Origin of the sequence: Streptomyces sp. 3N207, assembly GCF_052246355.1 — a bacterium.
Lineage (GTDB): Bacteria > Actinomycetota > Actinomycetes > Streptomycetales > Streptomycetaceae > Streptomyces.
On record NZ_JBQQBV010000001.1, the window covers coordinates 265,142 to 291,362 of the forward strand.

The window sequence follows — 26,221 nt, forward strand, 5'->3', positions numbered from 1 at the left end:
GCCCCTCTCTTCCCTCCCGGCCCTCCGCATCCGACCTCCGTCCGTCTGGAGAACGACATGTTCGGCAGGTTCAAGAACCGCGTCCCCACTCCCGAGGAGGCCCTCAAGGGCCGCCCGGAGCCGGAGTTCGCCGTGCCCGAGCGGCACACCGTGCTCGGCACGGCGCTCCAGGGCCCGTACCCGGAGAACCTGGAGGTCGCCGACTTCGGCATGGGCTGTTTCTGGGGCGCCGAGCGCGTCTTCTGGACGACGCACGGTGTCTGGACGACTCTCGTCGGCTACCAGGGCGGCTCCACCCCGAACCCGACGTACGAGGAGGTCTGCTCGGGCCTCACCGGCCACACCGAGGCCGTGCGCGTCGTGTTCGACCCGTCGGAGGTCGGTTACGAAGCTCTGCTCAAGCGCTTCTGGGAGGCCCACGACCCGACCCAGGGCTTCCGCCAGGGCAACGACACGGGCACCCAGTACCGCTCTGCGATCTACACCCACTCCCCCGCGCAGGCCGCCGCTGCCGACGCGTCCCGGACCGCCTACCAGCAGGTCCTCACCGCCTCCGGGCACGGCGACATCACCACGGAGATCCTCCCCGCCGAGGGCCGCCCCTTCTACCCCGCCGAGGGCTACCACCAGCAGTACCTGGACAAGAACCCCGGCGGCTACTGCGGCATCGGCGGCACGGGCGTGAGCTGCCCGGTCGGGCTCACCCCGAAGAACGAGTGACGCCCCGCGCGGCCGTCCCGTGACAGGGCGGGCTCAGGCCGTACGCCCCCGCTCCGGCAGTGAACGGGGGCGTACGGGTTCTTCGAGCCGTGCACAGTCTGCGAAGAACTCCCAGCCCACCGACCCTGTCGCGGAATGCAGGACGGTGGGTCACGACGTCAGAGCTTGTCCATTCCCGTGTACGGGTTGACGATTCGGGCCTGGTGGGAGCCGAAGTCGACGAGCATCGCGACCCCGTCCTCGACGCCGATGATCCTGCCGAGGCCGTACCGGTCATGTGAGACTCGGTCTCCCAGCGTGAAGTGCTTGGCCACCGGGTGGGCCGGAGCTTTGAAGGGGCTTGTGGGCAGATGGCGCCGAGGCGCGGGGGGATTCGTCATCGTGATACCAGTGTGCGCTGTCTGAGCCCCGAGTGGTCAGGGGCGGGAGAGCGAAGGCGGGATCGGATGGGCGTTGTCCACCTCGGCTTTCTGCTCCGGTCCCTTACCTCCCGCCATGGCCTGACCGGCCGGATTCTGTGATCGTCCCTGGCCGGAGCGCCGCCAGAGCGGCTTCGGCGTTGCCCGCCATGACGGACGGATTCCGTACGCTTTCGGCGTACTGCTCGGGCGACAGCCCCTTGAGCAGCACGGCGCGGGCGGCTTCGATGCGCGCGGCGACGTGCCTGGAGCGCATCCGCGATTTCCGCCGCCGGGTCTTCGCCGAGGTCACCGCCGAGTGGACCGCCGAGGGCAGGGCCGCCTTCGCTCGCCTCCTCACCCGCTTCGTACGCGATGTCGACGCCCTCAGCGCTCCATGACGAATGCGCCCGCCCCCATCTTGAGGTCTGGCGATCGGCCTCGGCCTGGTGGAGACCGGCGATGAACGAGGACCATGCGGCGCCCCCGAAGACCAGCGCGGGGACGTCCGGGTTCTTCGAGCCCCGCACGGGGGCGGGCGCGCGCACTGTGGCGGCATTCGAACTCCTGGCGCACAGTGGGGGATTGGGACGGGGGTGGATGGGGCAGAGGCGCTAATGCATGTATGTCATGAGCATGATTCCACCCTTCCCCCACAGGAGGATCACCGTGACACTCAGAAGCGCAGCGCGGGCACTGATCACCATGCTCGTGGTGGCTCTGTCCTGGACCGTCACCCAGGCGTCCGCCACAGCCGCGCCCCCGACGCCCGCCGCCGCGGTCGTCTTGACGTACGACACCTCGGGAGCCGCGGAGTTCGTCGACGCGGTCGACAAGGGCGCGGCGGTCTGGAACGACAGCGTGAAGAACGTCCAGCTGAAGCCGGCCGCGTCGGGCGACCAGGCCAACATCGAGATACTCGCGGACGACGGCTGGCCGCGCGCGCAGACCACCAGCCTGGGCAACGGCACCGTCTGGATGGGGCGGCAGGCGGTGGACGAGGGTTACGACACCACGCGCATAGCCGCGCACGAACTCGGCCACATCCTGGGTCTCCCGGACATGAAGCCGGGTCCGTGCAGCAGCCTCATGTCCGGCTCCTCCGCCGGGGTGGAGTGCACCAACCCCAACCCCGATGCGAGTGAAAAGGCCGCCGTCGAGGACAACTTCGCCTCCGGCGCCGGCCCCGCGGTGTACGAGCCCCGGATGTACGTGGACTGAGCGAACCGCCCCTCAGACGGCACGGTGTCCCGCCCTGTGCGGGGCACCGTTGCCCGTCCGGTGCTGTCCGCCGAGAACTGATCGCATCCGTACGCCGGCTTCACACTCCTCGAACATTGCTTCCGGATGCTGGCCCCCATGGAGACCACAAGCACCGCGAAGACCGGGATGGGGACGACGGGGAGGTCCCCACTCTCGGGCATGGCCGTGCGGAGCGCCCTACTCGGCCTGCTTCTTCTGCTGTTGCCGGCCGCCACCGGGTGCCTCGTCCAGAACGACTCGCAGGGCAAGAAGAAGCGGCCCAATGTGCTGGTCGTGATGACCGACGACCAGTGGCTGGAGTCGATGAGAGTCATGTCCCGGACCCGGAAACTGCTGGGCGACGAGGGCGTGACCTTCGACCGCTACCACCCGTCCACGCCGCTGTGCTGTCCCTCGCGATCGACCTATCTGAGCGGGCAGTTCGCGCACAACAACGGCGTACGGCACAACAGCGCCCCGCAGGGCGGCTACGACAAGCTCGACGAGAAGAAGACGCTGCCGGTGTGGATGCAGAAGGCCGGCTATGAGACCTCGCACATCGGCAAGTACCCCAACGGCTACGGCCGCAAGGACCCGGAGCATGTGCCGCCCGGCTGGGACGAGTGGCGGGGCTCGGTGGATCCGACCACGTACCAGATGTGGGGCTACAAGCTCAACGAGAACGGCAAGGTGCACACGTACGGGAAGCCCGACGAGGAGGACCCGAAGCTCTACCAGACAGACGTCTACCGCGACAAAGGTGCCGACTTCATCAAGCGCCAGGCCGAGGGTGACAAGCCGTTCTTCCTGAGCCTCGCCTTCCTCGCACCGCACGGGGAGAACATCAAGGCTCAGGGCGAGAACTCCGGTGACAGGCAGGACGCCCGGCGGGCCAAGCGTCCGGCCGTCGGGCCGGCCCCGCGTCCGGCGCCTCGCCACAAGGGCGAGTTCGCGAACGAGAAGCTGCCCGAGAACCCCGCGTACAGCGAGAGCGACATGCGGGACAAGCCGGCGTTCCTCAAGAACCGCCCGGAGCTCGACAGCGAGACCACCGAGCGCATCACCGAGAGCTACCGAGGGCGGCTGGAATCGCTGCTGGCCGTGGACGAGGCCGTGGAGAAGCTGATGAACACGCTCAAGTCCACCGGCCAACTGGACAACACCTACGTACTGTTCACCGCGGACAACGGATTCTTCTTCGGCGAACACCGCGTACCCACGGGAAAGTTCCTCCCACACGGAGCATCGGGACAGGTACCGATGCTGCTGCGCGGTCCCGGCATCGCCGCGGGGCAGCACTCCAAGGAGCTCACCAGCAACGCAGATCTGGCCGCCACCATCACGGACATCGGCGGCGCCGACCCGGACCTCGCGCTCGACGGACGTTCGCTGCTGCCGTACGGGCGTGACCCCCGCAAGCGCAGTGACCGGCCGGTGCTTCAGGAGATCGCGGAAGGTGCCCGCCGCACACCGACAGCCGGACCGGGCCACGGCAAGCCCCCGGCTGCCGGGCCGCCGAACGACGACGTCTCGGCGGGGCGGGCCGCGGGCGCCGGAGATCTCGACCAGGACGGGGAAGCCTCGCCCCCTGCTGCGTCGCAGGGGAAGCAGAACCGGAAGGGCCCCCGCAAGGCACGGTCCGTGGCATACGAGGCGATCCGGGCCGACCGCTATCTCTACATCCGCTACGTCACGGGCGCCCGGGAGCTGTACGACCTGGCCACCGACCCGCACGAGTTGACCTCACGCCACAACGATCCCGACTACGCAAAGGCGCGTACGTTCCTCGACCGCCGGCTGGACAAGCTGCAAGGGTGTGTGGGCGAGGAGTGCCGGGAGGAGATCCCGAAGGTGCCTGAGCCCGAATGAACGACGCCGCAGCCGGCAGAGGAGGGGACCAACTGACCGGACGCAACCGCGGTCTCGTACTGGTCGTCGAGGACGAGCGTGCCATCGCCGAGCTGGTCCGCACCTATCTGGTACGCGACGGCTTCACCGTCATCACGGAGTCGACCGGGGAGGCGGCGCTGGCGACCGCGCGCCGCCACCGCCCCGTTGCGCTGATTCTCGACATCATGCTGCCCGATATGGAGGGCACCGAGGTGTGCCGGCGGCTGCGCGGCCGGCAGGACTGGACGCCGGTGCTGTTCCTCACCGCGCGCGACGAGGAGGTGGACCGGCTGCTCGGCCTGGAGATGGGGGCCGACGACTACGTCACCAAGCCCTTCAGCCCACGGGAGCTGGTGGCTCGGGTGCGTGCGGTGCTGCGCCGCACCTCGGGCGTCGTCGCCGAGCAGATACGCTGCGTCGGCCCGGTCAAGGCCGATGTGCCGCGCCGCCGCGTCTTTGTGGAGGACGGACCCGTGGAGCTGACGGCCACCGAGTTCGATCTGCTCGCCCATCTGATGGAGCGGCCGGGACGGGTCTGTACGCGCAGCGATCTGCTGGCCGCGGTGTGGGGTCACCGTTCCGACGTGGGGACACGGACGGTCGATGTGCACATCGCGCAGCTGCGGGCCAAGCTGGGCCGGGGAGCAGCGGTGATTCGGACGGTGCGCGGTGTCGGATACAGCGTGGAGGAGTGAACCGGCCACCGGTGCGGGCCGGTTGTCCAAGTGGCCGCTGTCCGGCGGCGCCGGGCGGATGACTTCCCGTACCGTGCTCGTCACTCTGCTCGTGGCGATCGTCTCGGTGTTCGCCACCGCGGCCGTGGGGGTGCCGCTGATACGTGAGGCCGCGACCGCTCACGCCCGGCAGTCACTGCGTGAACAAGCGAACGTGGCCGCGACGATGCTCGCCGCGCGCAGCGGCCGGCCCGTCCGCGTGCAGCACATGGCGCGGCTGATGCGCAGCAACGGCATCCGTATCTCCCTCGTACGCGCACACACCCCCGACCGCGGCTGGGTCCCCCGGTCCGCGATGCGCCGGCTCGGGCAGGGAAAGCCGGTCCACAGCAGCGTCACCCGGAACGGCGAAGAGGTGCTCTTCGAGGCCCGGCCGGTCGGAAGAGCCGGCGGCGTCGTGCTGATGCAGCAGGTTTCCGAGGCCCGCGGGGAGACGGCCGGGCTGCGGCTGGCGCTCGCGCTGGCCGTCGGCGCATCCGCGGGTACCCTCGCAGGCGTGCTCCTGGCCAGGCGGCTGTCCCGGCCGCTGCGGCAGGCAGCACGGACGGCGGACCGCATACGGCAGGGCGACCGCAGCTGTCGCATGCCGTTGAATCAGCCGGAGGAGGTACGCGAACTCTCCAGCGCCCTCAACGAGTTGACCACCGCACTGGAGGTCAGTGAGCGGCGCCAGAAGGACTTCCTGATGTCCGTCTCCCACGAACTGCGTACCCCGCTGACGACCATACGCGGCTACGCCGAAGCCCTCGCCGACGGCGTGCTGTCCACGGACGCGGACACCGCGCAGGATGCCGGGCACACCGTGCTGACCGAGGCGAAACGCCTCGACCGGCTCGTCACCGATCTCCTCGCACTGGCCCGCCTCCAGGCGGACGACTTCGCCGTCGAACAGGAGGAGGTCGATGTCACCGCGCTGGCCGCAGCGGCAGTGACCGCTTGGCGTCCGTCCCTGGAAGGCAACGGCACCGAGCTGCGCACCGAGCTGCCGTCGCATTCCGTGCGGGTGCATACCGACCCGGTACGCCTGCGGCAGGTGCTGGACATCCTGATGGAGAACGCGGGCCGGGTCGCGCCACATGCGCCGCTGGTGGTCGCGCTCGCTGCGGACGCCGGCGCTGCCTCCGATTCCTGCGGGCAGGTGCTGCTCTCCGTGCGCGACGGCGGTCCCGGTCTGACGGACGAAGATCTCCGGGTGGCCTTCGAGCGGGGCAGGCTCCACCATCGCTACCAAGAGAACCGACCGGTTGGTACGGGGCTCGGCCTCGCGCTGGCGGCCCAGCTCGTCGACAAGCTCGGCGGCACGATCGCCGCCGCTCACGCACCGGAAGGCGGCGCCCACTTCACGATCCGGCTGTGGGGCTGAGCCCAAGCGCAGCAGGGAGACGCGCCCCGAAGGGGCGCGGGGAACTGCGCGAGCAACCACAACACACCCGCAGCCGTGTACATCGAACAGGGCCCCCTCACCGGCCACGGCCTAACCGGCGGAGCCCTCCGCACGGGAGAGGGCGACTTCGAGCACCACCAGCAGCGCGTCCCGGACCGAGCCCGTCTTCCGGGCGTCGAAGACGACCAGCGGAACGTGCTCGGAGACATCCAGCGCCCACCGCACCTGGTCGAGGTCGTGCTGGATCTCCCCGTCGAACGCGTTGACGGCGACGGCGAAGGGGATGCCCTTGTGCTCGAAGTAGTCCACCGCCGCGTAACAGTCGTCCAGCCGGCGGGTGTCCACGATCACCAGTCCGCCGAGGGCGCCCTCGGTCACGTCGTCCCACATGAAGCCGAACCGGTCCTGGCCCGGGGTGCCGAACAGATAGAGCTTCAGGGTCGGGGAGATGGTGATGCAGCCGAAGTCCATGGCGACCGTGGTGGTGGTCTTGCCGGGAGTGTGCGTGAGATCGTCCACGCCCGCCGCGACCTCCGTGATCGCGGCCTCGGTGGTCAGCGGCCGGATCTCGGAGATCGCGCCGACGGCCGTCGTCTTGCCGACCCCGAAGCCACCGGCGATGACCAGTTTGACCGGCAGCGGCGGCTGTTCAACTGCTGTCGCGGAGTGAGCCCCGTGAGTCGGGGACGGCACGGAGACCATCGATAACCCTTCGCAGTACGGAGATGTCCTGGGAGGTCCTGGCGTTCGGCACGTGCACCGCCAGATGTCCGGCGGCGCGCAGGTCATCGGCGAGCACTCGGACCACGTTGAGGTGCAGCCGCAGCCTGGCGGCCAGTTCCGCCACCGACTGCGGCCGTCGGCAGGCGGCGACGATGTCGTGTTGCTCGAAGGTGAGCGAGGGCAGCGCCAAGAGCCCGGCCGCGGTCGCCACGATCTGGGTCTCGACCGGGAGCGGTGCCGCGGCGCCGCTCCCCGAGACCCGGCCGGCGGTCAGCAGGAACGGCCGGATCGCGGGCGCGCGGCCCACCGGCTCCGGCGAGTCCCATGCACTGCCCGCCCCCTCGTGCGGTACTGGTTCACCGGCAGCCATCACGATCCCTCCTGAGTGCCTGCACCCCTGCCTCCGCGCCGTTCTCCGCCAGCCGGACGGATCAGCCGGCCGGGGCGGCGCCGGCGCTCTTCTTCAGCTCCAGCACCAGCTGCGGGGTGAGCGCCGAACCGGCCCGGTTGGCGAAGAGGGTCATCTCGTACGCGATGTTGCCCAGCTTCGCCTCCTTCGAGGTCACCACGCCGAGCACGGCACCGCAGCCGATGGCCGACACCAGTACGTGGCCGCCCTCCAGGTCGATGATGACCTTGTTGAGGCCGCCGAGACCGTAGTTGCCGGAGGCGCCCGCGGCGAGGCTCGTGATGCCCGAGACGATCGCGGCGAGCCGCTCGGAGGCTTCCTGCTCGCGCGGCTGGGAGACGGCGATCAGCAGGCCGTCGGAGGACACCGCGATGGCGTCGACGACCCCTGCGGTCTCGGTGGCGAACCGGTCGAGCAGCCAGGTGAAGTCGGCCACGGCGGCTCGCAGGTCGGTGGTTTCTGCCCGCTCGGAACTGCTGTTACCTGTCGGCGTGCTCACTGCCCGGCTCCTTCGGAAGTTGCTGGTGTTGCGACGATGCCGGCTCCGCCGGGGCAGTGGCACCGTCCTGCTCCGCCCTGCGCACGGCCGCCTCGAACTCGTCGAGTTCCGAACGGACCGCGTCGGCGTCGACGGGTTGGCGCACGGCCGGGATACCCCGGTCGGCCGGTGGGGTGGTCATGGGGAGTGTCGCTCCTCGTACCCGCCGTCGCAGCGGCCTGGGGGCCTGTGCGCCGGGCGGCTGGTCGGCAGCGGTGGTCTGCTCCGCATCCTTGGCGGCGCCGGTCTGTTCCGCACTCTGACGGGCCGGGATGCGCCGGGGGAGACCGCCGTCGGGCGACGGGGCCGCCGGACGCCGCTCGGGCTGGGTGGTGGGGGCCGGTGCGGGCACGGACTTGACGGCTACCGGCGCGGGCGCGGGCGCGGGTCCGGCGGAGGTCCCGGCGGGCTCCTGCGCGGAGCTCTTCGCAAGTTCCGGCACCGGCCCGGCCACGCTGTCGGCCGGGGCCGGCGACTGCGTGAGGTCGGTGGGCTTCGCGGTCAGCAGGAGCGCGGAGGGGATCCAGACGGTGCCGGTGATCCCGCCGCCCGGCGTCCGGCTCAGGGTGACCCGGATGCCCCAGCGCCGGGCGAGGCTGCCGACCACGAACAGGCCGAGCACCTTGGTCGGTACGAGGTCGAGCCGTTCCCTGCGGATCAGCCGGGCGTTCTCCTCCGCGAGGCGTTCCGCACTCATGCCGAGGCCGTGGTCGATGACCTCGATCAGCGCACCGCCGTCCGAGGTGACGTCGGCACCGGGCCGGACGACGACCTCGACGGGGGTGTGGGACGGGGAGAACGTGACCGCGTTCTCCAGCAGTTCGGCGAGCATCAGCGTCAGGTCGCCGATGATGTCGGGAGCGACGGTGACGTCCGCCTCGGCCCGCAGGGACACCCGCTGGTACGCCTGGATCTGGCCGAGCCCTGCCCGCAGGACGTTGGCCAGGGTGGTCGGCCGGGCCTCCATCTCGGTCTCCCTGATCCCGGCGAGCAGCATCAGGCTGTCGGCGTTGCGCTGGAGGCGTACGGCGATGTGGTCGATGCGGTAGAGCCGCTCCAGGACCTCGGGGTCGGTCTCCTCGCGTTCGACGGCATCGATCAGCATGAGCTGACTCGATGTGAGGTTGCTGACGCGGCGCCCGACGTTGCCGAACATCTCGGCGACGTTGCGGCGGCTGAGCACCTGCCGTTCCAGCAGCGCCGCGGCGGTCACCTGGACCTGGTTGAACGCCTCGGCCAGATTGCCGACCTCGTCGCGGACCGGAACGGGGATCGGCCGCGGCTGCAGCGGAGTGCTGTCCTCCGACTCGTCCTCCCCGACCCGGGCGAGCTCCTCCCCCGCCACGTCGACCACCTGCTGCGCCGCGCCGGTCAGAGCCGTCAGCGGGCGTACGACCGAGCGCCGGACCAGGACGGAGAAGGTCAGCCAGGAGGCGAACCCGAGCAAGGCGAGACCGAGCAGGGCCAGGGCCCTCTCCAGGGCGCTCTCGGAGAGTTGGTCGGCCTGGGCGGCGATCTGCTCGATCAGCGACCCGGTGATGTCGTTACGGGCCTCGGCCTGCCGCGTTCCGGCGGCCATCGCCTTGCGCAGCGCTTGCGGCGACTGGCCCTGGAGGGAGCTCGGGTCGATCTGGAGCTCCTGGAACTGGGCGTCGACGCCGTTCTCCTCGGCATTGCGCTCGATACCGCTCAGAGCCAGGACCTGCTTGGGGGTGGCGATCCTGCCGAACCGTTCCTCCTGGTGCTCGTAGAGCTCATGGGCACCGACCGCGCGGGTGTACTCGGTGAGGGCGTTGGCGTCCTGGGTCTGCGCGGAGAACACCCCGCTCTCGAACGCCGCGTGGGCGGCGTCGGCGCGCAGCAGCGTATCGAGCAGACCGGTGACCGAGGAGGTTTCGGTGCCGGAGAACCGGTCGAGTCCGACGCCGTCGATCAGGTAGGTGACCGCAGCGGCGTACGCGGGGCTGATTCCGGCCGCGTGGACCGAGCCCCGCTCGACCTTGTCGCGCAGTACGGCGAGGTTCTGGATGTACTCCAGCGCCTGCGTCTCCTCCTTCGGCAGGCCCGAACCGAACGCCGAACGCACGGCGGCGACCTGCTTGTCGGTGGCCCGCTGTGCCTCGCGGTAACCGGTGGTCGAGGGCAGGGCGGCGCCGGGCCGGGTCTCCTCGTGCCGCACGGACAGCAGCAGCGCCTGCCGCTGTTCGGCCTGTACGGAGTTGATCAGCTCCGTGACCTGCTTGCTGTCACGCACCAACTCCGCGATCCGACCGGCGTCCTGGGCCTGCCCCACCTGGCTGCTGACGCTCACGCCCAGGAGTACGCCGACAGCCACGACGGGCACGACCACCAGAACGTTGAGTTTCCGCCGGAACGGCCATCGGTCGAGGAAGGCTCCAGCCCGCTGCCGAAACCGCGGTTTCTGCGCAGCATGCCGAGCCGGATCGCTTTCGCGCGGTGGGTCCACTGTGTCCACTGACGCCCCTGGCCTCCTTCCATGTACTTCAGCGGTGACCGAGGTGTCGTTGTTACCGAACCACCGACGACCGGGGGAGCGTGACGCTCTCATAACTCACGCCGAACTCACACCGAATGTGAGCGAAAAGATCGCGCCACATATCCGGGGGCGGTGAACACTACCGTTTGCGCGCGTTCATGCAAGACATGCCTTGATCCAGGGCACGAAGTCTGCGCTGTTTGAGGGCTTTTCGTTCACCACTTCATTCACGGGGAACGCCCCCGGTCCTACCGAGCGGGCTCCACCCGTACTCTGTGTCTCCCCCCTGGCCCCGGCCCCAAGCCGTCCGTAACCTCTCTTGCCTTGTGAGGAGAACCGTGTATCCCACCCGCAAGGCGGTCGTGACAGCCGCCGCACTCCTGACCGTGGTCTCCGCAGCCGGCTGCGAATCCGACACCACCGCATCCCACAGCAACAGCAGCCCCGCCAAGCCGGGGTGCCCCGCAGCGCTCAGCAGAGCCAAACAGGCCGTGAAGAAGGCCGAGGACGTCGACGCCCCCTGGACCGGACCCACCACCGGCCCCAAGGCCGTCCGCGACAAGTCCGTCGTCTACATAGCCCAGACCCTGTCCAACCCCGGCGTCGCCGGTGTGGCCCAAGGTGTGCAGGAGGCCGCCAAAGTCGTCGGCTGGCGCGCCCGGACGATCAACGGCAAGGGCACCCCCGAGGGCCTCCGGGCCGCGTTCAAGGAGGCCCTCGCCCTCAAGCCGGACGGCATCGTCCTCGGCAGCTTCGACTTCAAGGTCGCCTCCAAGGAGGTCGCACAGGCGCACAAGGCCGGCATCCCGCTGATCGGCTGGCACGTCACCGCCACCCCCGGCCCCAGCAAGAAGCCGAAGCTCTTCACCAACGTCACCTCCAGTCTCGGGAACGTCGCGAAGATCAGCGCCGACTGGATCATCGCCCGGTCCAACGGCCGGGCGGGCGTCGTCGTCTTCACCGACCCCACGATCCCCTTCGCCAAGCGCAAGTCGGATCTGATCAAGAAGCGACTCGCCACCTGCTCCGACGTCAAGCTGCTGAAGACCGAGAACATCCCCATCCCCGAAGCCAACAGCCGCTCCGTCAAGGAGGTCTCCTCCCTGCTCAAGCGCTTCGGGAACAAGTGGAACTACTCCGTCGCCATCAACGACCTGTACTTCCGCCACGCCGCCCCCGCCCTCCGCGCCGCGGACAAGGACGGCGACGGCGCCCCGTTCAACATCGGCGCCGGTGACGGGGATCCGTCGGCCTTCCAGCGCGTCAACGGCAAGCAGTTCCAGACCGCCACCGTGCCCGAACCGCTCTCCGAACAGGGCTGGCAGATCATCGACGAGTTCAACCGCGCCTTCTCCGACCGGCCGGCCAGCGGATACGTCGCGCCCGTCCACATCTCCACGGCTGACAACACCGGCGGCGCCCTGTCCTGGGACTCCGAGGGCTACCGCCAGGCTTACCGCAAGATCTGGGACTCCTGACCGGAGGTTGTGCGCGCTGCCGTACGCCGTTCGCCTACACGAAGTCGCCGAAGTCCATATTGGCTATCTCCAGGTTGACGGCCATCGACCCCGCCTCGGCCAGGGGGACGCGGGTCGCCTGCCCAGGAGTGTCGTACAGGTCCACCACGAACAGCGGGTGGGCCGGATCCGCCATGGTCGTGGCGTCAGCGAGCGCGACCATGGTGGTGTGCTCGTCGGGCGGCACCAGAGCGGGCACCTGCCCCGGCTGGAGGTGTTCGTACCGGCGGTCGTCGACGACCAGGGCGCTCAGGTTCGTTTCTTCGTAGAACACCTCGGCCGTGGGCTGCCGGCCGTCCTCGTCGGTCGCGCCCAGGGCGTCCACGAGCGCGCGCCAGCGCTGGTCGTCGGTGAAGTCGGTACGGACCAGCAGCGTCGCCTCGACGGCCGGCAGCCGGGGGAAGGAGGTACGGATCACCGCCGTCGGCGTGGGGACCGTCGGGGCGTCGTTGTAGCCCTGATAGACACCGAACCGGTCCATCCCGCGCACGAGGTCGTCGAAGTGCAGGGAGCCGCCCAGCAGTTCCGCCAGAACAGGGCCGAGCGCATCCGCCGTGACCCGCACTCCCCGCCCCGGGATGCCCTGCAGATCCACCAGCAGCACATCGTGGCTGTCGTCGTAGACGGCGGCGATGTCCACCAGGACGGCGAGCGGCGCCGCGCTGCCCTCTCCCACAAGCGCGGGGAAGTTCCCCCCGTGGAGGAAGTCCCATCGCGGGTCCTCCGCGAGGCGGAGCCGCACCCCGCCGTCCCCCAGCGCGACCGTGTCCCCCTCCCGCCGCCCGCCGAGGGCACGGAGAACGTCGTCCCACTGAGCCCTGTCCTCCTCGTAGCTGGTGCAGATCAGCAGCACTTCGCCGGGAGCGGGAACCGGAAGCTTCGGATACGACATGGGACCTCCACTACGAGGGACCGGAACGGTGAGTGGCCGGGAAATCCCTTCGCCACGCTGCCGATTGTGCCGAGCCCCTCTGACAGCGAGGCCCGCGATCAGACGGAGATCCGCGACGGTCGCATGCGTCTTGCCGCGCCAGTCCTCGTACAGACTGCCCGCACCGTCGGTGACGTCACCCTCCACGGCACGCATGCGCTCACCAACGCGGAGCCGGCCGACCGGGCGGACCGCTGTCGGCAACTGCTGCTCGGCCACCCGGAGTCCGGGCAGGTGCGGGGGCGGGAGCCGCTGTCAGCGGGTACGGCGTGACCCTGCGGGGCGGTACGGCAACGTGCCAGCCCGGGTTGTAGGTGCCGGGGACGGGGTGGAGCTGCCAGCCCGCCCCGGCCGCCCAGGCGGGGAGCGCGGTCCGGCGGAGCACCAGGGCGTGCGGGCGGCCCGCGGGGGCGGTCCGGCAGCCCGCGGTGTGCGCGACGGGGATGGCGGAGCTGTTGCCTGCCAGTACGCAGGGCGGGCGTACGCCGTGAGCACGCAGCACGCGTTCCATGCGCTGCCAGTCCTGGCGGGCCGCGGCCTGGATGCCGGAGTGCAGCTCCAACTGGTGCAGCTGGAGCACCAGATGCAGCAGCGCCACGGCGCCCGCCAGCGGGGCGAGCACCCACAGCCGCCGCACCCCGCACGCCCACCGCACGGCGCCGCCCACCCCCAGCGCCGCGACGGGCGCCAGCAGCGCATAGCTGGGCAGCAGGAAGCGCGGGGCCGCGTAGTCCATGAAGAAGAGGTACGGAACGGCCACGGCGGCAGCCGCGAGGGTGGGCAGCACGGCGAGCGCCGTACGGCCGTCCCTGCGTGCCGCGTGGACGCCCAGGGCGATCATTGGCGGGATCAGCAGCCACCACCCCGCGGACGACCATTCGACCGTCGCACCGTCGCAGGGGCGGCACAGCAGCGGCCCGTCGAGTGCTGCGGCGTGCTGCCGCAGGGTGCCTAGGGAGAGCCGCGGGCCCATCCCGCCCTGGATCTCCCCCGCCGCGTGCACCCGCTCCAGTACCCCGCCGAAGCGGAGCCGGGCTTCCACGGCCCAGGGGAGCACGCCGAGAACCACCCCGCCGGTCACGGCCACCGCGGACCGCACGGCCTGGGTCCCGGACAACTCCCCCTTGATACGGGCACACAGCGCCGCCGCCAGCAGTACCGCCGTGGGCCACACCGTGTCGTTGGGCCGCATCAGCGTGGCGCCGCCGAGCGCCGCTGCCGCCGCCACGTACGTACGGGCCCGAGGCGCCTCGGGCCCGGTGCCGCGTACGAGGCAGCCGACGGCACCGGTCAGCCCCATCGCCACATAGTGGTTGGGCATCGCCGCGCCCGCGTAGAACAACGCGATCCACACGCTGCCGTACAGCGCGGCGGCAACCGGAACCACTCGGCGACGCCGGATCGCCCGCAGCCACGGCAGATACCCCAGATACAGGGCCAGCGACGCCACCACGGTCAGATAGCAGCGCAACAGCACCACGGAGTCACCGACCGCCGCCACAGGTGCGATCAGCGCCGGCACGCCGCGTGTGCGCGGCGCACTGAACGGCGTTTCGGGGCCGAACGGGGTGAAGCGGCTGGCGTATACGAGTTCGTCCCAGCCGAGGGGGAGGGCGGGGTGGACGACGATCAGTGAGAGTGCGCCGAACGCGGTGCAGATGCTGGCCAGCCAGCGGTGGTCAACTCGTACGGAAGATGACATACCGGCATCTTCCTGCCGTGAGGGTACGCCTCCTTTGTTCTTCGGCTGCCGCCGACCGGTCGTGTCGGGGGACTCCGCCCCAAAGGGCTTGGCCCTCAAGTGTTGGCGGCGCCCCAGTCCCATAGGGATTGGAGGACGGGCCCAAGGGTCCGTCCGCGTTCGGTGAGCCGGTACCGAACCGTGGTGGGCCAGCCCGGCAACCGCTCACGCCGCACGACACCGACCTCGACAAGCTGCCGAAGCCGCTCGGCCAGCACCTTGTCGGAGAGCTCAGGCAACACCGCGCCGAGCTCACTGAACGTGTGCGAGCCGCGCAGCAGCTCGCGGACGACCAGCGTCGTCCAGCGACCACGCAACGCATGCAGCGTGATCTCGACCGGGCAGGACGGCATCGGCGCAGCCGTCCTGGCACGCGGATCGTCGGGCAGGCCGGGCCGCGGACTGCGGTGGCCGCAACTGACCGTTCGGTGAGCCACGTCAGCGGGTCCTAACGTCGGGAGCGTCCGTACGCGCCGAGCCTACGGCGCCGTTCGAGTCGGAAGGGAACCCCACTGTGAGCAGCGGAAAAAGCATGACCGAAGCAACGGGTACCGCACCTCTCCCCCTTGCCCGCGAGGCGGCCGAGGTCCCGGCCGTCTTCGCCGAGCGCTTCAACACCGGGCAGCCACAGGCGGTGGCCGAGATGTACGCGCCGGGCGCCGTTTTCGTCTCTCCGGACGGCAGCGTGGCCGACTCGCCCGAGGGCATCGCCCGTGCCAACGAGGAGTTCCTCGCCCTCGGCCTGCCGATCACCGTCCGGCCGCGGCACATCTATACGGCGGACGACACGGCACTGCTCGTCGTCGACTGGGAGATCGACGGCACGGCCCCGGACGGGCAACCGCTGCACATCCAGGGCACGGCCACCGATGTCGCACGGCGGGGCTCCGACGGCGTATGGCGGTACGTCATCGACCGCCCGGCGGGCTAGCCTCCCGCGCCTGCCACGCCGACGTACACCATCAGTCGAACACCGGTACGGATTGCTGTGTAGCGTGACCAGTGCCGCCGCGCCGGGCGGCACCGGCGATGACGCCGCAGGTAATGGAGGAGCACCGTGGCACACGCACGTTTGGACAGCGAGCCGTTCACCGTTCCCGTGACGGTGCGGGGGTACGAGACGGACACCCAGGGGCATCTGAACCAGGCGGTGTACCTCCAGTACGGGGAGCATGCGCGCTGGTCGCTGCTGAAGGCGGCCGGTATCGAGCAGGCCGCCCTGGTGGCCTCGGGCATCGGCCCGGTCACCCTGGAGCAGACCCTGCGCTACAAGGCCGAGCTGCGGTCCGGGGACGAGGTGACGGTCAGCTGCGCCTTCGAGTGGAGCGATCGCAAGGTCTTCGGGGTGCGCCAGCTCATCCGTAAGACGGACGGCACACTGGCCGCCGAACTGACCGGCTTGGGCGGGATCATGGATCTGAGCGCCCGGCGCCTGGTGGCCGACCCCGGCGGGGCGCTGCGCGAACTGGCCACCGAGCCCAAGCTGCTGGGGTTGGAGTAGAGCCGTTCCGACCGCACATGACTGTGGGCCCCGCACTCGGCGGGGCCCACAGTCGTGGTGAGGCGTTCAGTTGTTCAGCGGCCCTGACTCAGAGTGCGGAGCCGGCCTTCCACTCCGACCAGCTCATGTTCCAGCCGTTGAGGCCGTTCTCGGGCTGGATCGTCTTGTCGGGCGAGCCCTTGACCACCACGAGGTCGCCGATCATCGAGTTCTCGTAGAACCAGCCGCCGTCCGTGGAGGTGCTGCCCGCGCCACGGTTGTCCTTCAGACCGACGCAGCCGTGGCTGGTGTTGCCGGAGCCGAAGGGGGCGCCCCAGTAGTTGCCGTGGATGAAGGTGCCGGAGGTGGACAGCCGCATGGCGTGCGGGACGTCCTTGATGTCGTATCCCTCGGCGCCCTTGCGGCCGAACCCGACCGTGTTGCCGTCCATCCGGGTCTCCTTGTGCTTCTCGGAGATCACCATCTGGCCGTTGTACGTCGGGTTCGCGGCGCTTCCGGCGGAGATCGGGATGGTCTTGAGGACCTTGCCGTCGCGCTCGACCTTCATCTTGTGCGACTTCACGTCGACCGTGCTGACCTGCTTGCGGCCGATGTTGAAGGTGACCTTCTTGTCCTGGACGCCGACGTTGCCGTTGCCCGCTTCCACGCCGTCGAGCTTGAGGTCGAGGGTGACCTTGGAGTTGGGCTTCCAGTACTCCTGCGGACGGAAGTCGAGCCGGTCGTTGCCGAACCAGTGGCCGACGACCTCCTGGCCGCCGGTCGACTTGACCTTGATCGCGGACTCGACGGCCTTCTTGTTCTGGATCTGCTTGTCGAAGGTGATGGACACCGGCATGCCGACGCCCACCGTGGAGCCGTCCTCACCGGCGTAGGTGCCGATGAAGCTGTGCTCGGGCGCGACGGTGGTGAAGGTGCGGTTCTCCACAGCCTTGCGTCCGTCGCCGTCCTTGGCCGTCGCGCTGAGTTCGTACTTGGTGGCGCGCTCGAGCTGCTGCTCGGGCTTCCAGCTCTTGCCGTCGGAGGAGAGGGTGCCCTCAACGGTGGTGCCGCTCTGGGTCGCCTTGAGGCTCACCTTGGTGAGCTTGCCGCCCTTGACGGAGACATTGGCGCCGTCGTTGATGCTGGCGTTGTCCTCGCCGTCCTTCGCGGGGATCTTTATTCGGGCGGCCGAGGTGTCCTTCTCAGCATTGGATATGTCGTTCTTCGCGCCCGACTTCTCGGTGTCGCCGCCATCGTCACCGCCGCTGCAGGCGCTCAGCGTGAGCACCCCACCGAGCAGCGCGGCCGTGACCGCGAGACCCTTGCGGTGCTTCCCCACCGTCATCACTGGCTTCTCCATCTGCCTTCAGAACCCCATGTCTCCCCGGTAAAGCTGCGCAGCCCCCACAGCGCCCGAAATCGGACATGTGCGCTCCAGCTCCATGCACAGGAACGCACGAGGGACTATGACCGGTTCCACTTTCTGTAAAACTGTGGTCCAGGACACCTATCCGCCTGGTTTGCGAACCCTTCCGGTTCCCAGGAAAAGCGGAAGTATGCCTTCCCCCTCGCCTCCGCCACTCAGTAACATCGGCCCGCGTACGGTCAGTTCACACTGATCCCCCGAGCCGTACGTCGTACCCGCATACCCAGGAGGGCGTTTCGTGTCCGAGGCCGGACCCTCGAAGCTGTCAGTCCACCGCCGCCCCCTGGTCACCGCTGCGGCCGCCGGCGGCGTACTGTTCGCCCTTTGGTTCGTGCCCACAGCCAACGCTACCCCTGAAAAACCTGACCATCCCACCCATCACAGCAACACTGTGACGCGGTTGGAACATGGCCAGGGCGCGGAGTAGTCCCGCTGTGACGGTCTAGATCAGCGGCCCGGTGGCCGACTCCGCGGCGGCCACCAGCGCACCGGACCGAACAAATCCCTCAGTAACTGCCAAATCGGGCGCGAGGTAGCGGTCCCCACCGGGCCCCTCGGCCCCGGCCTCCCGCAGCGCGGCCACCACGGCCTGGGCGGCGGCCCCCGGCATCAGCCCGGCCGTCCCGGCGCGGAGCTCGATGGCCCGCGTAGCCGCGTACACCTCGACGGCGATCACCCGCGCCAGTCCGTCCACGGCCGTACGCAGTTTCCGCGCCGCGGACCAGCCCATGGACACGTGGTCCTCCTGCATCGCGGAGGAGGGAATCGAGTCCACCGACGCGGGCACCGCCAGCCGCTTCAGCTCGCTGACCAGCGCCGCCTGCGTGTACTGGGCGATCATCAGCCCCGAGTCGACGCCGGCGTCATGGGCGAGGAACGGCGGCAGACCGTGTGAGCGGTTCTTGTCGAGCAGCCGGTCCGTACGCCGCTCCGCGATGGAGGCGAGGTCGGCGGCGGCGACGGCGAGGAAGTCGAGGACGTAGGCGACCGGCGCGCCGTGGAAGTTGCCGTTGGACTCCACCCGCCCGTCGGGCAGCACGACGGGGTTGTCCACGGCCGAGGCCAGCTCCCGTTCGGCCACCGTACGGGCGTGCGCCAGGGTGTCCCGGCCCGCGCCGGCGACCTGCGGAGCGCACCGTACGGAATAGGCGTCCTGCACCCGTGGCGCGTCGTCCTGGTGGTGCCCGGTCAGCCCTGAACCGGCCAGCACCTTGAGCATGTTGGCGGCGCTGGCGGCCTGGCCCGGGTGGGGCCGGATGGCGTGCAGCTCGGGCGCGAGCACCCGGTCCGTACCCAGCAGCGCCTCCAGCGACAGGGCCGCGGAGATGTCGGCCGAGGTGAAAAGCCGCGCGAGATCGGCGCAGGCCATCAGCAGCATGCCGAGCATGCCGTCGGTGCCGTTGAGGAGGGCCAGCCCCTCCTTCTCGCGCAGTTCGACGGGGGCGATGCCGTGCTCGGCGAGCAGTTCGCCGGTCGGCCGCAGCACGCCGTCGGGGCCCTCCGCCTCGCCCTCGCCCATCAGCGTGAGGGCGCAGTGCGAGAGCGGGGCGAGGTCGCCGGAGCAGCCGAGGGAACCGTACTCGTGCACGACGGGAGTGATGCCCGCGTTCAGCAGGTCCGCCATGGCCTGGGCGACCTCGGGGCGTACTCCGGTGCGGCCGGAGGCGAGGGTCTTCAGCCGCAGGAACATCAGTGCGCGCACCACCTCGCGCTCCACCCGCGGGCCCATGCCGGCGGCGTGCGAGCGGACGATGTTGCGCTGGAGCTGAGCGCGCAGGTCAGGGCCGATGTGGCGGACGGCAAGGGCGCCGAAGCCGGTGGAGACGCCGTAGACGGGGTCGGGCTTTGCGGCGAGGTCGTCGATGAAGCGGCGAGCTGTACGCAGCGCCTCCAGCGCCTCCTGGTGCAGCTCGACGCGGGCACCGTCCCGGGCGACGGCGATGACCTCCTCGGGGCTGGTGCCCGAGCTTCCGACCACCACAGTGTGCATATTCATATTCACGAACCCTAATGAGTGAATTGCGATCTGTCACGGGCGGCGGGCCCACCTCCCTAGGATAAATAGCTTTCTTCCTAGGGCTCCTAGCTTTACGGTCTGCACCATACGGCCACGAGCGGGAGAGGCAGGTGGCGGCGCATGGTGCGCGCGGGTCTTACGGCGGAACGGGTCGTCCAGGCGGCGGCCGAACTGGCGGACGAGGTGGGCCTGGACAACGTCACGCTGTCCGCGCTGGCCCGGAGGTTCGGCGTCAAGGACGCCAGCCTCTACTCCCACATCCGCAGCCTCTCCGACCTGCGTACCCGGCTGTGCGTGCTGGCAGCGCGCGAGATGACCGACCGGATCGGCGCCGCCGTCGCCGGGCGCGCGGGCAAGGACGCGCTGATCGCGTTCGCCGACGCCTACCGCGGCTACGCCCTCGACCACCCCGGGCGCTACGCCGCGGGCCAGCTGCAGATCGACCCGGCCGTGGCCGCCGAGTCGGTCGGCCACCGCCGCAGCATCGATCTGACATACGGGATGCTCCGCGCCTACGGCCTCCGGGAGCCCGATCTGACCGACGCCGGGCGGCTGCTGCGCAGCACCTTCCACGGCTACGCCGATCTGGAGACCCGCACCGGCTTCAGCCACCCCCGGCGGCTCGACGACTCCTGGCACCGCTCCCTGGAGGCGCTGCACTTCCTGCTGGAGAACTGGCCGACGACACCTGAGCAGACGAAACGAGGAGAGTCATGAGCGACCGACCCACCGAAGCCACCGGGCCCCGCGTCGGCACCCTGCCCGTCCCCGGCGCCACCCTCCACCACGAAGTACGCGGCACCGGACCGCTGCTGCTGCTCATACCGGGCGGGGCCGGGGGCCTGGCCGCGTGCCAGGGGATCGCGGCCGCGCTCGCCGACCGGTTCACCGTCGTCGGCTACGACCCACGCGGCATCGGCGCCAGCCCGCCGGACGTACCGGGCGAGGACCAGCGGCCCGAGGTGCACGCGGCCGACGCGCACCGTCTGCTCGATCTGTTCTCACCCGCCGAGCCGGGCTATGTCTTCGGCACCAGCTCCGGCGGCATCGTCGCGGTCGAACTCCTGGCCAGGCACCCCGAGCGGATCCGCCTCGCCGTCGCGCACGAGCCGCCGCTGGCCCGGATGCTGCCGGAACCCGAACCGGCGCTGGCCGCCTTCGCGGAGGTCCGGGACGTCGCCGTACGCGAGGGCGTCGGCGCCGGATACGCACGGCTGGGCGCGGCGGTGGGCGAGGCGGAGCCGGTGGCGGACGACGCGGGTGAGCCGGAGCCGATGTCGTCGCGGCTGCGGGCGACCGTGGAGGCGAGCAGCGCCCAGTTCCTCCGGCATGTGCTGATGCCCTTCACGCATCACAGCCCGGACCTCGGCGTACTGAAGGCCGTCTCCGAGCGGCTCGTCGTCGGCGTCGGCCGGACCTCCCGCGGGCAGCTCCCGCACACCCTCGCCACGGCGCTGGCTGAGCACGTCGGTGCGGAGTGCCGTACCTTCCCGGGCAGCCACATCGGCTGCGTCGAGCACCCCTCCGCGTTTGCGCATGCGCTGGCCGCCACGCTGTTGGGGGCGAGCGGGAACTAGGGCTCGCTCCCTCCCGTGCTCCGGTGAGGGGCTGCCCCTGCCCGACTTCGGCAGGCTGCAAGTCCGCTGTGGCTTGTGGGGGCACCTCCCGGCCGGAGGCTGGGGGAGCAGTTCCCCGCGCCCCTTACGGGGCGCGTCCCCTTCTTCGCCCGCCGGCCCCCATGCCGGGTACGCAGGCTCCGCGGACAGCGTCAGCTGCGACGGAAGCGGCGGCGTTCCGGGGTGGGCAGGGGGTCGGGGGTGGCGGCCAGCCGCACCGTGGGGTCTTGCGGCCCGCCCTCCCGGCCTGCCACCACCGGCTTGCCGGAGCGGAGCGACTTCGCGCGGTACTGCGCCGCGTCCGCGAGCCGGAAGATCCGGTGTGCGGTACGCACTTCGCCGACCGGGTCGCCGGTGGAGGCGACCCCGCAGGCCACGCCCTCCCCCAGCTCCAGTTCGGCCGCGCCCCGGCACAGCTCGTCCGCGGCGCGTACGACCTCGTCGGCCGTGGGTCCGACGGCCAGCAGACAGAACTCGTCCCCGCCGAGCCGTCCGGCCAGTGCGCCGGGCAGCGTCGCGGCACCGGCGGACAGGACGGCGGCGAACCGCTCCAGCAGCCGGTCGCCGGCCTCGTGTCCCTGTGCGTCGTTGACGCCCTTGAGCCCGTTGATGTCGCAGACCACGAGGCTGACGACGGTGCCCAGATCGCGGTGGAGTTCGACGGCCTCGTCCAGCCGGTTCTCGATGGCGCGGCGGTTGGCCAGTCCGGTGAGGGGGTCGGTGTAGGCGAGGCGGCGGACCTCTTCCAGCCGCTCGTTCTGCGCGATGCCGGAGGCTATGAGGGCTGCGAGCACCGCGGCGAAGTCGGCGTCGTCCCGGGTGAAGGGGGGCGTCGCGGCGGGCCGGGCCACGTACAGCTCGCCCCAGGCCCTGCCGTGCAGCACTATCGGCGCGATCACGCAGGAGCCGCGGCCCCTGCGGCGCAGCACCGCCACCCGCCGATAGCTGTGTGCGGCCTCGCCCTCGGCCTCCGCGGTCTCCTCGGGCCCGTCGCCCTCCACCCACGCCTGCGGCCTTCCGCCGCCCGCCCACCACTCGTGCAGCAACTCGGCGACCTGCGGGAAGTCGCGTACGGGATACGACTCGTCGGTGGGGAACTCGGCCTCCTCCGGCGCCCTCTCCCCCACGTTGACCAGCACCCGCAGCCGGCCGCGGGCCCGCTCCCAGACGGATATCGACGCGAAAGCGCCGCCCATCGCCTCGCAGGCGCCCCGTGCGGCCGCGTGGGCTATGTCCCGGTGGGAGAGCGCGGCGGCGGCCTCCGGCTCGTCCTCGTCGTAGGGGTGCGGGCGGGCCGTCGCGGGCGCAGACGTCTGTGCTGCCGCCATGGCCTGGGACAGTCCTACGACGGCGCTGAGGCGCGCGTCCGCGTCCTCGTCGCCCGCTTCTGTTCCGCCCATACCGCCAAGATTAGGAGGCTTCGCCACGTTCTGCCGCGCAGACCCCTGCGGAGAGCCTCACTCTACGAAGAAAGCCGCAGTCTTGCCGGGGAATCACAACTCTCCTGGGGCGAGGCCGCCGTAGTTACTTACCCCGCCGGTCGGTCACTTCCCCGGCCAGTCCGGCTTCCGCTTCTCGTTGAAGGCGGCTACGCCCTCGGCGCGGTCACCCGAGAAGGCAACGGTGCGCCAGGCGGCCTCCTCCACCTCCAGCCCTCCGCGCAGGTCCATGCCCCATCCGGTGCGCAGCGCCCGCTTGGCGGCCCGCAGCCCGACCGGCGAGTTGGCGGCGATCCGCTCCGCCAGCGCCAGCGCCTCGCCGCGGTCCTCGCCCTCCGCGGCGAGCAGGTCGACCATGCCGAGCGCGTGCGCCTCACCGGCCGCCACCCGGCGCGCCGAGAAGATCAGCTCGGCGGCGCGGGCCGCACCGACCCGGCGCGGCAGCAGCTGGGTGCCGCCTCCGCCGGGCACCACACCGACCGACACCTCGGGCAGCCCCACCACGGCCGTGGTGTCGGCGACGATCAGATCGCAGGAAAGCGCCAGTTCGTACCCGCCGCCCAGCGCATAGCCGTGCACGGCGGCGATGGTGGGCATCGGCAGCTCCAGCACCCCGCTGTAGGCTGCCCGGGAGCGCGGGCGCTGCGCGGCCAGCTCCGCATCGCCCAGCGAGTTGCGCTCCTTGAGATCGGCGCCGACGCAGAACGCGCGCTCATGCGTGGAAGTCAGCACAGTGACCCGTACGTCGCCGTCCCGCGCGAGCGCGGCACACGCGTCGGCGAGCGCGACCGCGAACGCCGTCGACACCGCGTTCATGGCACCCCGCCGGTCCATCACCAGCTCCGCGACGTGCCCGTCCCTGCGGACCCGCACCCACTCCCCGAACGTCTGCTCGCTGAGATCATTGGCGTCCATGGCCGTACGATAACGCTCGCTAACTTTGTTGGGTACGGCGCCGCAGCAGCCAGGGCTCCACCACGCCCAGCCCACGCACGGGCCGCTGGTAGAGGGGCTGGAGCGCGAAGCGGTACCCGGACAGGTCCTCGCTCTCCTTCTCGGACTCCGGTGCGGTACCCGAGGCGGTCAGCTCGGCACGGAAGGCGCCGTCCACCAGCACAGTGTCCTTGGGCGCTATCGACGTCAGCCGACTGGCGAGGTTGACCGTGTTGCCGAAGACATCGCCCATCCGGGTCGTCATCGTGCCGAAGGCGATGCCGACCCGCAGCTCGGGCATCGTCTCGTCGTTCGCCATCGTCTCGATCAGCCGCAGCCCGATCTCCGCCGCGGTGCTCGCATCCTCGGCGACGTAGAGGATCTCGTCCCCGAGCGCCTTGATCAGCCGCCCGCCGTGCGCGGCGACCAGATCGGCGGAGGTGGTCTCGAACGCCTCCACCAGCTCGCCGAGTTCCTCGTCCTCCAGCCGCCGCGTCAGCCGGGTGAAGCCCACCAGGTCGGCGAAGCCGATCGCCTGCCGCCGGTTGACCATCTCCTCGTCGTCCTGCGCCTGTACGACCCGGCCCGTGGCCGCGGCCAGCTGCCGGCGCCACACATAGACCAGGAACTCCTCCAGCTCGGGCAGCAGCAACTGCACCAGCGGGAAGGTGACTTCGTTACGGGTCATCCCCGGCTCGGGCGGCTCGGTCAGCCCCATCAGGAACGAGTCGATCTGCCAGTCCGCGAGCCGCGCCGTGGTCTGCCCCGTCGACCGGGCCACCTGCACCGCCATCGTCTCGCTCAGCAGCCCTGCCTCCACCAGGCCCGACAGCCGCCGCAGCGCCAGCACGTCGGCCTCGGTCAGCGCACGGGCCTGCCCCACGTCGGCGAAGCCCATCGCCCGCCAGAACCGGGACGCCAGCTCCATGGAGACCCCGGCCGCGCGGGCGGCCTGGAACGGCGTGTACTGACGTTCGGAGCCGAGGATGAGCTCCTCGATCCGCAGCGCGCTGGGATCGGGCTCGTCCTCCGGGTCTTCCCCCGCCTCGTCGTCCCCGACGGCGAACGGACCCCGCAGAGCGCTGTCCGCGGGGCCGGTGGTGCCGGAGCCGTCACCCTGCGCAACCGCCTCGCTGGGGGTAACGCCCCCGGGACCGCTTCCGGTATCGCTCCCGGCAGGGCCTGGCCCGGGGGGCTCCTGGGCCGCGGACCCGGCGGAACCGGGCGCTCCGCGGTCGTCGCCCTCGGCCGTTTCCGAGGCGCCCGGGGTCGCCGAGGACCCGGGGGCTTCTCCCTGCCGGAGGCTGGGGGAGGAAGCCGCATCACGTTCGGGCATGCCCGGTTCGTCCACGGTCACCGCGGGCTCCCCGCATCCTCCGCGGCGTGGTGTCGCGGCCTCGCGTCGTCCCTGCGCACAGCCCTTCCGTTCCTCTTGCTCAACCTGCTCCGGGCCGGGACACCGCTGCCGGGTGGCACCCGATGTCACTGCCGATTGCCCACCATACGGCAGTTGTGCGCTACCTCACTCTTCAGTTGCGGGGCGCAGATGGACGATGTCACCGGCAGCGACCGCCTGCTGTACGCCCTGTTCCGAGGCGATGATCAACCGGCCGTCGCCGTCGACCGCGACCGCCTCCCCGACCAGCTCGTTCCCGCCGGGCAGCAGCGCCCGTACGGTCCTGCCGAGCGTCACGCAGCCCGCCGCGTACGCGTCCAGCAGAGTGCCCGCTGCGGCGTCGCCGTCGGCCGCCGTCCAGCGGCCGTACCAGTCCTCCACCGCCCGCAGTACCGCGCGCAGCAGCGAGTCCCGGTCGGTGCCCTGGGCGCCCGCGAGGGCGAGCGAGCCGGCGGTGGGCACCGGCAGCTCGTTCTCGCGGAGGGTGACGTTGAGGCCGATACCGAGGACGACGGAGTCCTCCCCGACGCGTTCCGCGAGGATCCCGCCGATCTTGCGTTCGCCGCCCTTGCCGGTGGTCAGTACGTCGTTGGGCCACTTGAGGCCGGTGTCGACGCCTGCCGACCGGGCGAGGGCGCCTGCGGCGGCCACCCCGCCGAGGAGGGGGAGCCAGCCCCAGCGGGTGGCCGGAGGGGCCGGCCGCAGCAGCATCGAGAAGAACAGTCCCGAACGGGGTGGAGCCGTCCACGAGCGGTCGAGACGGCCTTTGCCGGCCGTTTGCTCCTCCGCGACGAGGATGCTGCCCGGTGCGGTGGCGCCCTTGCGGGCGCGGTCGGCGAGCTCCGTGTTGGTCGAGCCGATCGACTCGACCACCTCCAGATCGGTCCACAGCGAACCCTCGCCGAGCAATGCTTTGCGGAGTGCCGCCTCGTTGAGAGGGGGGCGGTCAAGGTCGGACCAGCGGTTGGACGTCATACCCGCCAGGCTATGGGTGGGTACGTCGCTTGTGGGGGCACGCCTCGTTGCGTTTTCGGCTGCCGCCGACAGGTCGTGTCGGGGGGCTCCGCCCTCACAGCCCACCCGCGGAGCCCTCAAGCAATGGCGGCGATGTGGTCAACGCCGCACTCCGCAAATGGGCAGGTCGCCGATAGCCTACGGGTCGGTAGCCAACCCGCGACGGTAAGGAGCCC

At 70.7% G+C, this 26,221-nt stretch carries 25 protein-coding genes and 1 pseudogene; 11 read left to right on the forward strand and 15 right to left on the reverse strand.

The features are described from left to right. Nucleotides 1-57: 57 nt before the first annotated feature. Nucleotides 58-720, forward strand: a complete 663-nt coding sequence (msrA, locus tag ACTWP9_RS01215; RefSeq protein WP_443244026.1) for a peptide-methionine (S)-S-oxide reductase MsrA — start codon at nucleotides 58-60, stop codon at nucleotides 718-720. 158 nt (nucleotides 721-878) lie between these two features. On the opposite strand, the gene ACTWP9_RS01220 is transcribed toward msrA, so the two are convergent. After that, entirely contained in the window at nucleotides 879-1,100 is a 222-nt protein-coding gene (locus tag ACTWP9_RS01220; protein ID WP_443244027.1) for a hypothetical protein, read from the reverse strand. Nucleotides 1,101-1,288: 188 nt separating this feature from the next. Here ACTWP9_RS01220 and ACTWP9_RS01225 point away from each other — a divergent pair, with 188 nt between their 5' ends. Beyond that, nucleotides 1,289-1,519, forward strand: coding sequence for a hypothetical protein (locus ACTWP9_RS01225; RefSeq protein WP_443244403.1), 231 nt, complete (start codon nucleotides 1,289-1,291; stop codon nucleotides 1,517-1,519). A 63-nt stretch (nucleotides 1,520-1,582) separates the two neighbouring features. Here the strand turns inward: ACTWP9_RS01225 and ACTWP9_RS01230 are convergent. Further along, nucleotides 1,583-1,666 (reverse strand): annotated as a pseudogene (locus ACTWP9_RS01230) (DUF397 domain-containing protein); the annotation flags it as partial. 121 nt (nucleotides 1,667-1,787) lie between these two features. Between ACTWP9_RS01230 and ACTWP9_RS01235 the strand changes: the two are divergent. The 4 genes from ACTWP9_RS01235 to ACTWP9_RS01250 all read left to right on the forward strand — a co-directional run bounded on the left by ACTWP9_RS01235 (nucleotide 1,788) and on the right by ACTWP9_RS01250 (nucleotide 6,347). Continuing rightward, the gene (locus tag ACTWP9_RS01235; RefSeq protein WP_443244028.1) at nucleotides 1,788-2,339 is read left to right on the forward strand and encodes a snapalysin family zinc-dependent metalloprotease; all 552 of its coding nucleotides are present in this window, start codon (nucleotides 1,788-1,790) and stop codon (nucleotides 2,337-2,339) included. Nucleotides 2,340-2,477: 138 nt separating this feature from the next. Beyond that, on the forward strand, nucleotides 2,478-4,229 hold the full coding sequence (locus ACTWP9_RS01240) for a sulfatase family protein (RefSeq protein WP_443244029.1): 1,752 nt from the start codon (nucleotides 2,478-2,480) through the stop codon (nucleotides 4,227-4,229). Next, nucleotides 4,226-4,945 (forward strand): response regulator transcription factor, encoded by a 720-nt coding sequence (locus tag ACTWP9_RS01245; RefSeq protein ID WP_443244030.1) that lies wholly within the window; start codon nucleotides 4,226-4,228, stop codon nucleotides 4,943-4,945. The genes ACTWP9_RS01240 and ACTWP9_RS01245 overlap by 4 nt, the downstream gene beginning before the upstream one ends. Continuing rightward, entirely contained in the window at nucleotides 4,920-6,347 is a 1,428-nt protein-coding gene (locus ACTWP9_RS01250) for a HAMP domain-containing sensor histidine kinase (protein WP_443244031.1), read from the forward strand. Before ACTWP9_RS01245 ends, ACTWP9_RS01250 begins: the two co-directional genes overlap by 26 nt. A gap of 111 nt (nucleotides 6,348-6,458) precedes the next feature. Here ACTWP9_RS01250 and ACTWP9_RS01255 read toward each other — a convergent pair whose 3' ends face one another. The 4 genes from ACTWP9_RS01255 to ACTWP9_RS01270 all read right to left on the reverse strand — a co-directional run bounded on the left by ACTWP9_RS01255 (nucleotide 6,459) and on the right by ACTWP9_RS01270 (nucleotide 10,607). Next, complete coding sequence (locus ACTWP9_RS01255) at nucleotides 6,459-7,070, reverse strand: GTP-binding protein (RefSeq protein WP_443244032.1); 612 nt, start codon at nucleotides 7,068-7,070, stop codon at nucleotides 6,459-6,461. Beyond that, entirely contained in the window at nucleotides 7,018-7,461 is a 444-nt protein-coding gene (locus tag ACTWP9_RS01260; RefSeq protein WP_443244033.1) for a DUF742 domain-containing protein, read from the reverse strand. Before ACTWP9_RS01260 ends, ACTWP9_RS01255 begins: the two co-directional genes overlap by 53 nt. Before the next feature lie 61 nt (nucleotides 7,462-7,522). Beyond that, the gene (locus ACTWP9_RS01265; protein WP_443244034.1) at nucleotides 7,523-7,999 is read right to left on the reverse strand and encodes a roadblock/LC7 domain-containing protein; all 477 of its coding nucleotides are present in this window, start codon (nucleotides 7,997-7,999) and stop codon (nucleotides 7,523-7,525) included. Next, the gene (locus tag ACTWP9_RS01270; RefSeq protein WP_443244035.1) at nucleotides 7,980-10,607 is read right to left on the reverse strand and encodes an ATP-binding protein; all 2,628 of its coding nucleotides are present in this window, start codon (nucleotides 10,605-10,607) and stop codon (nucleotides 7,980-7,982) included. The genes ACTWP9_RS01265 and ACTWP9_RS01270 overlap by 20 nt, the downstream gene beginning before the upstream one ends. 266 nt (nucleotides 10,608-10,873) lie before the next feature. Between ACTWP9_RS01270 and ACTWP9_RS01275 the strand changes: the two genes are divergently transcribed. Then, nucleotides 10,874-12,013, forward strand: a complete 1,140-nt coding sequence (locus tag ACTWP9_RS01275; RefSeq protein WP_443244036.1) for a substrate-binding domain-containing protein — start codon at nucleotides 10,874-10,876, stop codon at nucleotides 12,011-12,013. Between the two features lie 34 nt (nucleotides 12,014-12,047). Here ACTWP9_RS01275 and ACTWP9_RS01280 read toward each other — a convergent pair whose 3' ends face one another. From ACTWP9_RS01280 to ACTWP9_RS01290, 3 genes are all read right to left on the reverse strand, one after another. Further along, a complete protein-coding gene (locus ACTWP9_RS01280) occupies nucleotides 12,048-12,944 on the reverse strand; it encodes a DUF6924 domain-containing protein (protein ID WP_443244037.1) in 897 nt (298 codons plus the stop codon). Between the two features lie 199 nt (nucleotides 12,945-13,143). Then, nucleotides 13,144-14,685 carry a hypothetical protein gene (locus ACTWP9_RS01285; protein WP_443244038.1) on the reverse strand — a complete coding sequence of 514 codons (1,542 nt, stop codon included), beginning with the start codon at nucleotides 14,683-14,685 and terminating at the stop codon, nucleotides 13,144-13,146. A 95-nt stretch (nucleotides 14,686-14,780) separates the two neighbouring features. After that, a complete protein-coding gene (locus tag ACTWP9_RS01290; RefSeq protein WP_443244039.1) occupies nucleotides 14,781-15,161 on the reverse strand; it encodes a winged helix-turn-helix transcriptional regulator in 381 nt (126 codons plus the stop codon). A 95-nt stretch (nucleotides 15,162-15,256) separates the two neighbouring features. Here ACTWP9_RS01290 and ACTWP9_RS01295 point away from each other — a divergent pair, with 95 nt between their 5' ends. Continuing rightward, complete coding sequence (locus ACTWP9_RS01295; protein ID WP_443244040.1) at nucleotides 15,257-15,655, forward strand: YybH family protein; 399 nt, start codon at nucleotides 15,257-15,259, stop codon at nucleotides 15,653-15,655. Between the two features lie 126 nt (nucleotides 15,656-15,781). Next, a complete protein-coding gene (locus ACTWP9_RS01300; protein WP_443244041.1) occupies nucleotides 15,782-16,225 on the forward strand; it encodes an acyl-CoA thioesterase in 444 nt (147 codons plus the stop codon). Nucleotides 16,226-16,313: 88 nt separating this feature from the next. Here the strand turns inward: ACTWP9_RS01300 and ACTWP9_RS01305 are convergent, their stop codons facing one another. Together ACTWP9_RS01305 and hutH are read right to left on the reverse strand one after the other, a co-directional pair. Next, entirely contained in the window at nucleotides 16,314-17,549 is a 1,236-nt protein-coding gene (locus tag ACTWP9_RS01305; protein ID WP_443244042.1) for a L,D-transpeptidase, read from the reverse strand. A 523-nt stretch (nucleotides 17,550-18,072) separates the two neighbouring features. Next, on the reverse strand, nucleotides 18,073-19,626 hold the full coding sequence (gene hutH / locus ACTWP9_RS01310; protein ID WP_443244043.1) for a histidine ammonia-lyase: 1,554 nt from the start codon (nucleotides 19,624-19,626) through the stop codon (nucleotides 18,073-18,075). Nucleotides 19,627-19,767: 141 nt separating this feature from the next. Here hutH and ACTWP9_RS01315 point away from each other — a divergent pair, with 141 nt between their 5' ends. Together ACTWP9_RS01315 and ACTWP9_RS01320 are read left to right on the forward strand one after the other, a co-directional pair. Next, a complete protein-coding gene (locus ACTWP9_RS01315; RefSeq protein ID WP_443244044.1) occupies nucleotides 19,768-20,364 on the forward strand; it encodes a TetR/AcrR family transcriptional regulator in 597 nt (198 codons plus the stop codon). Then, nucleotides 20,361-21,224, forward strand: coding sequence for an alpha/beta fold hydrolase (locus tag ACTWP9_RS01320; RefSeq protein ID WP_443244045.1), 864 nt, complete (start codon nucleotides 20,361-20,363; stop codon nucleotides 21,222-21,224). Before ACTWP9_RS01315 ends, ACTWP9_RS01320 begins: the two co-directional genes overlap by 4 nt. Nucleotides 21,225-21,415: 191 nt before the next feature. On the opposite strand, the gene ACTWP9_RS01325 is transcribed toward ACTWP9_RS01320, so the two are convergent. The 4 genes from ACTWP9_RS01325 to ACTWP9_RS01340 form a co-directional block, all read right to left on the reverse strand. Next, a complete protein-coding gene (locus ACTWP9_RS01325) occupies nucleotides 21,416-22,663 on the reverse strand; it encodes a GGDEF domain-containing protein (protein WP_443244046.1) in 1,248 nt (415 codons plus the stop codon). A 144-nt stretch (nucleotides 22,664-22,807) separates the two neighbouring features. Then, entirely contained in the window at nucleotides 22,808-23,617 is an 810-nt protein-coding gene (locus tag ACTWP9_RS01330; protein WP_443244047.1) for an enoyl-CoA hydratase/isomerase family protein, read from the reverse strand. A gap of 19 nt (nucleotides 23,618-23,636) precedes the next feature. Continuing rightward, on the reverse strand, nucleotides 23,637-24,992 hold the full coding sequence (locus ACTWP9_RS01335; protein WP_443244048.1) for an adenylate/guanylate cyclase domain-containing protein: 1,356 nt from the start codon (nucleotides 24,990-24,992) through the stop codon (nucleotides 23,637-23,639). Between the two features lie 165 nt (nucleotides 24,993-25,157). Next, nucleotides 25,158-26,006, reverse strand: a complete 849-nt coding sequence (locus ACTWP9_RS01340) for a biotin--[acetyl-CoA-carboxylase] ligase (protein WP_443244049.1) — start codon at nucleotides 26,004-26,006, stop codon at nucleotides 25,158-25,160. Nucleotides 26,007-26,221: the final 215 nt, after the last annotated feature.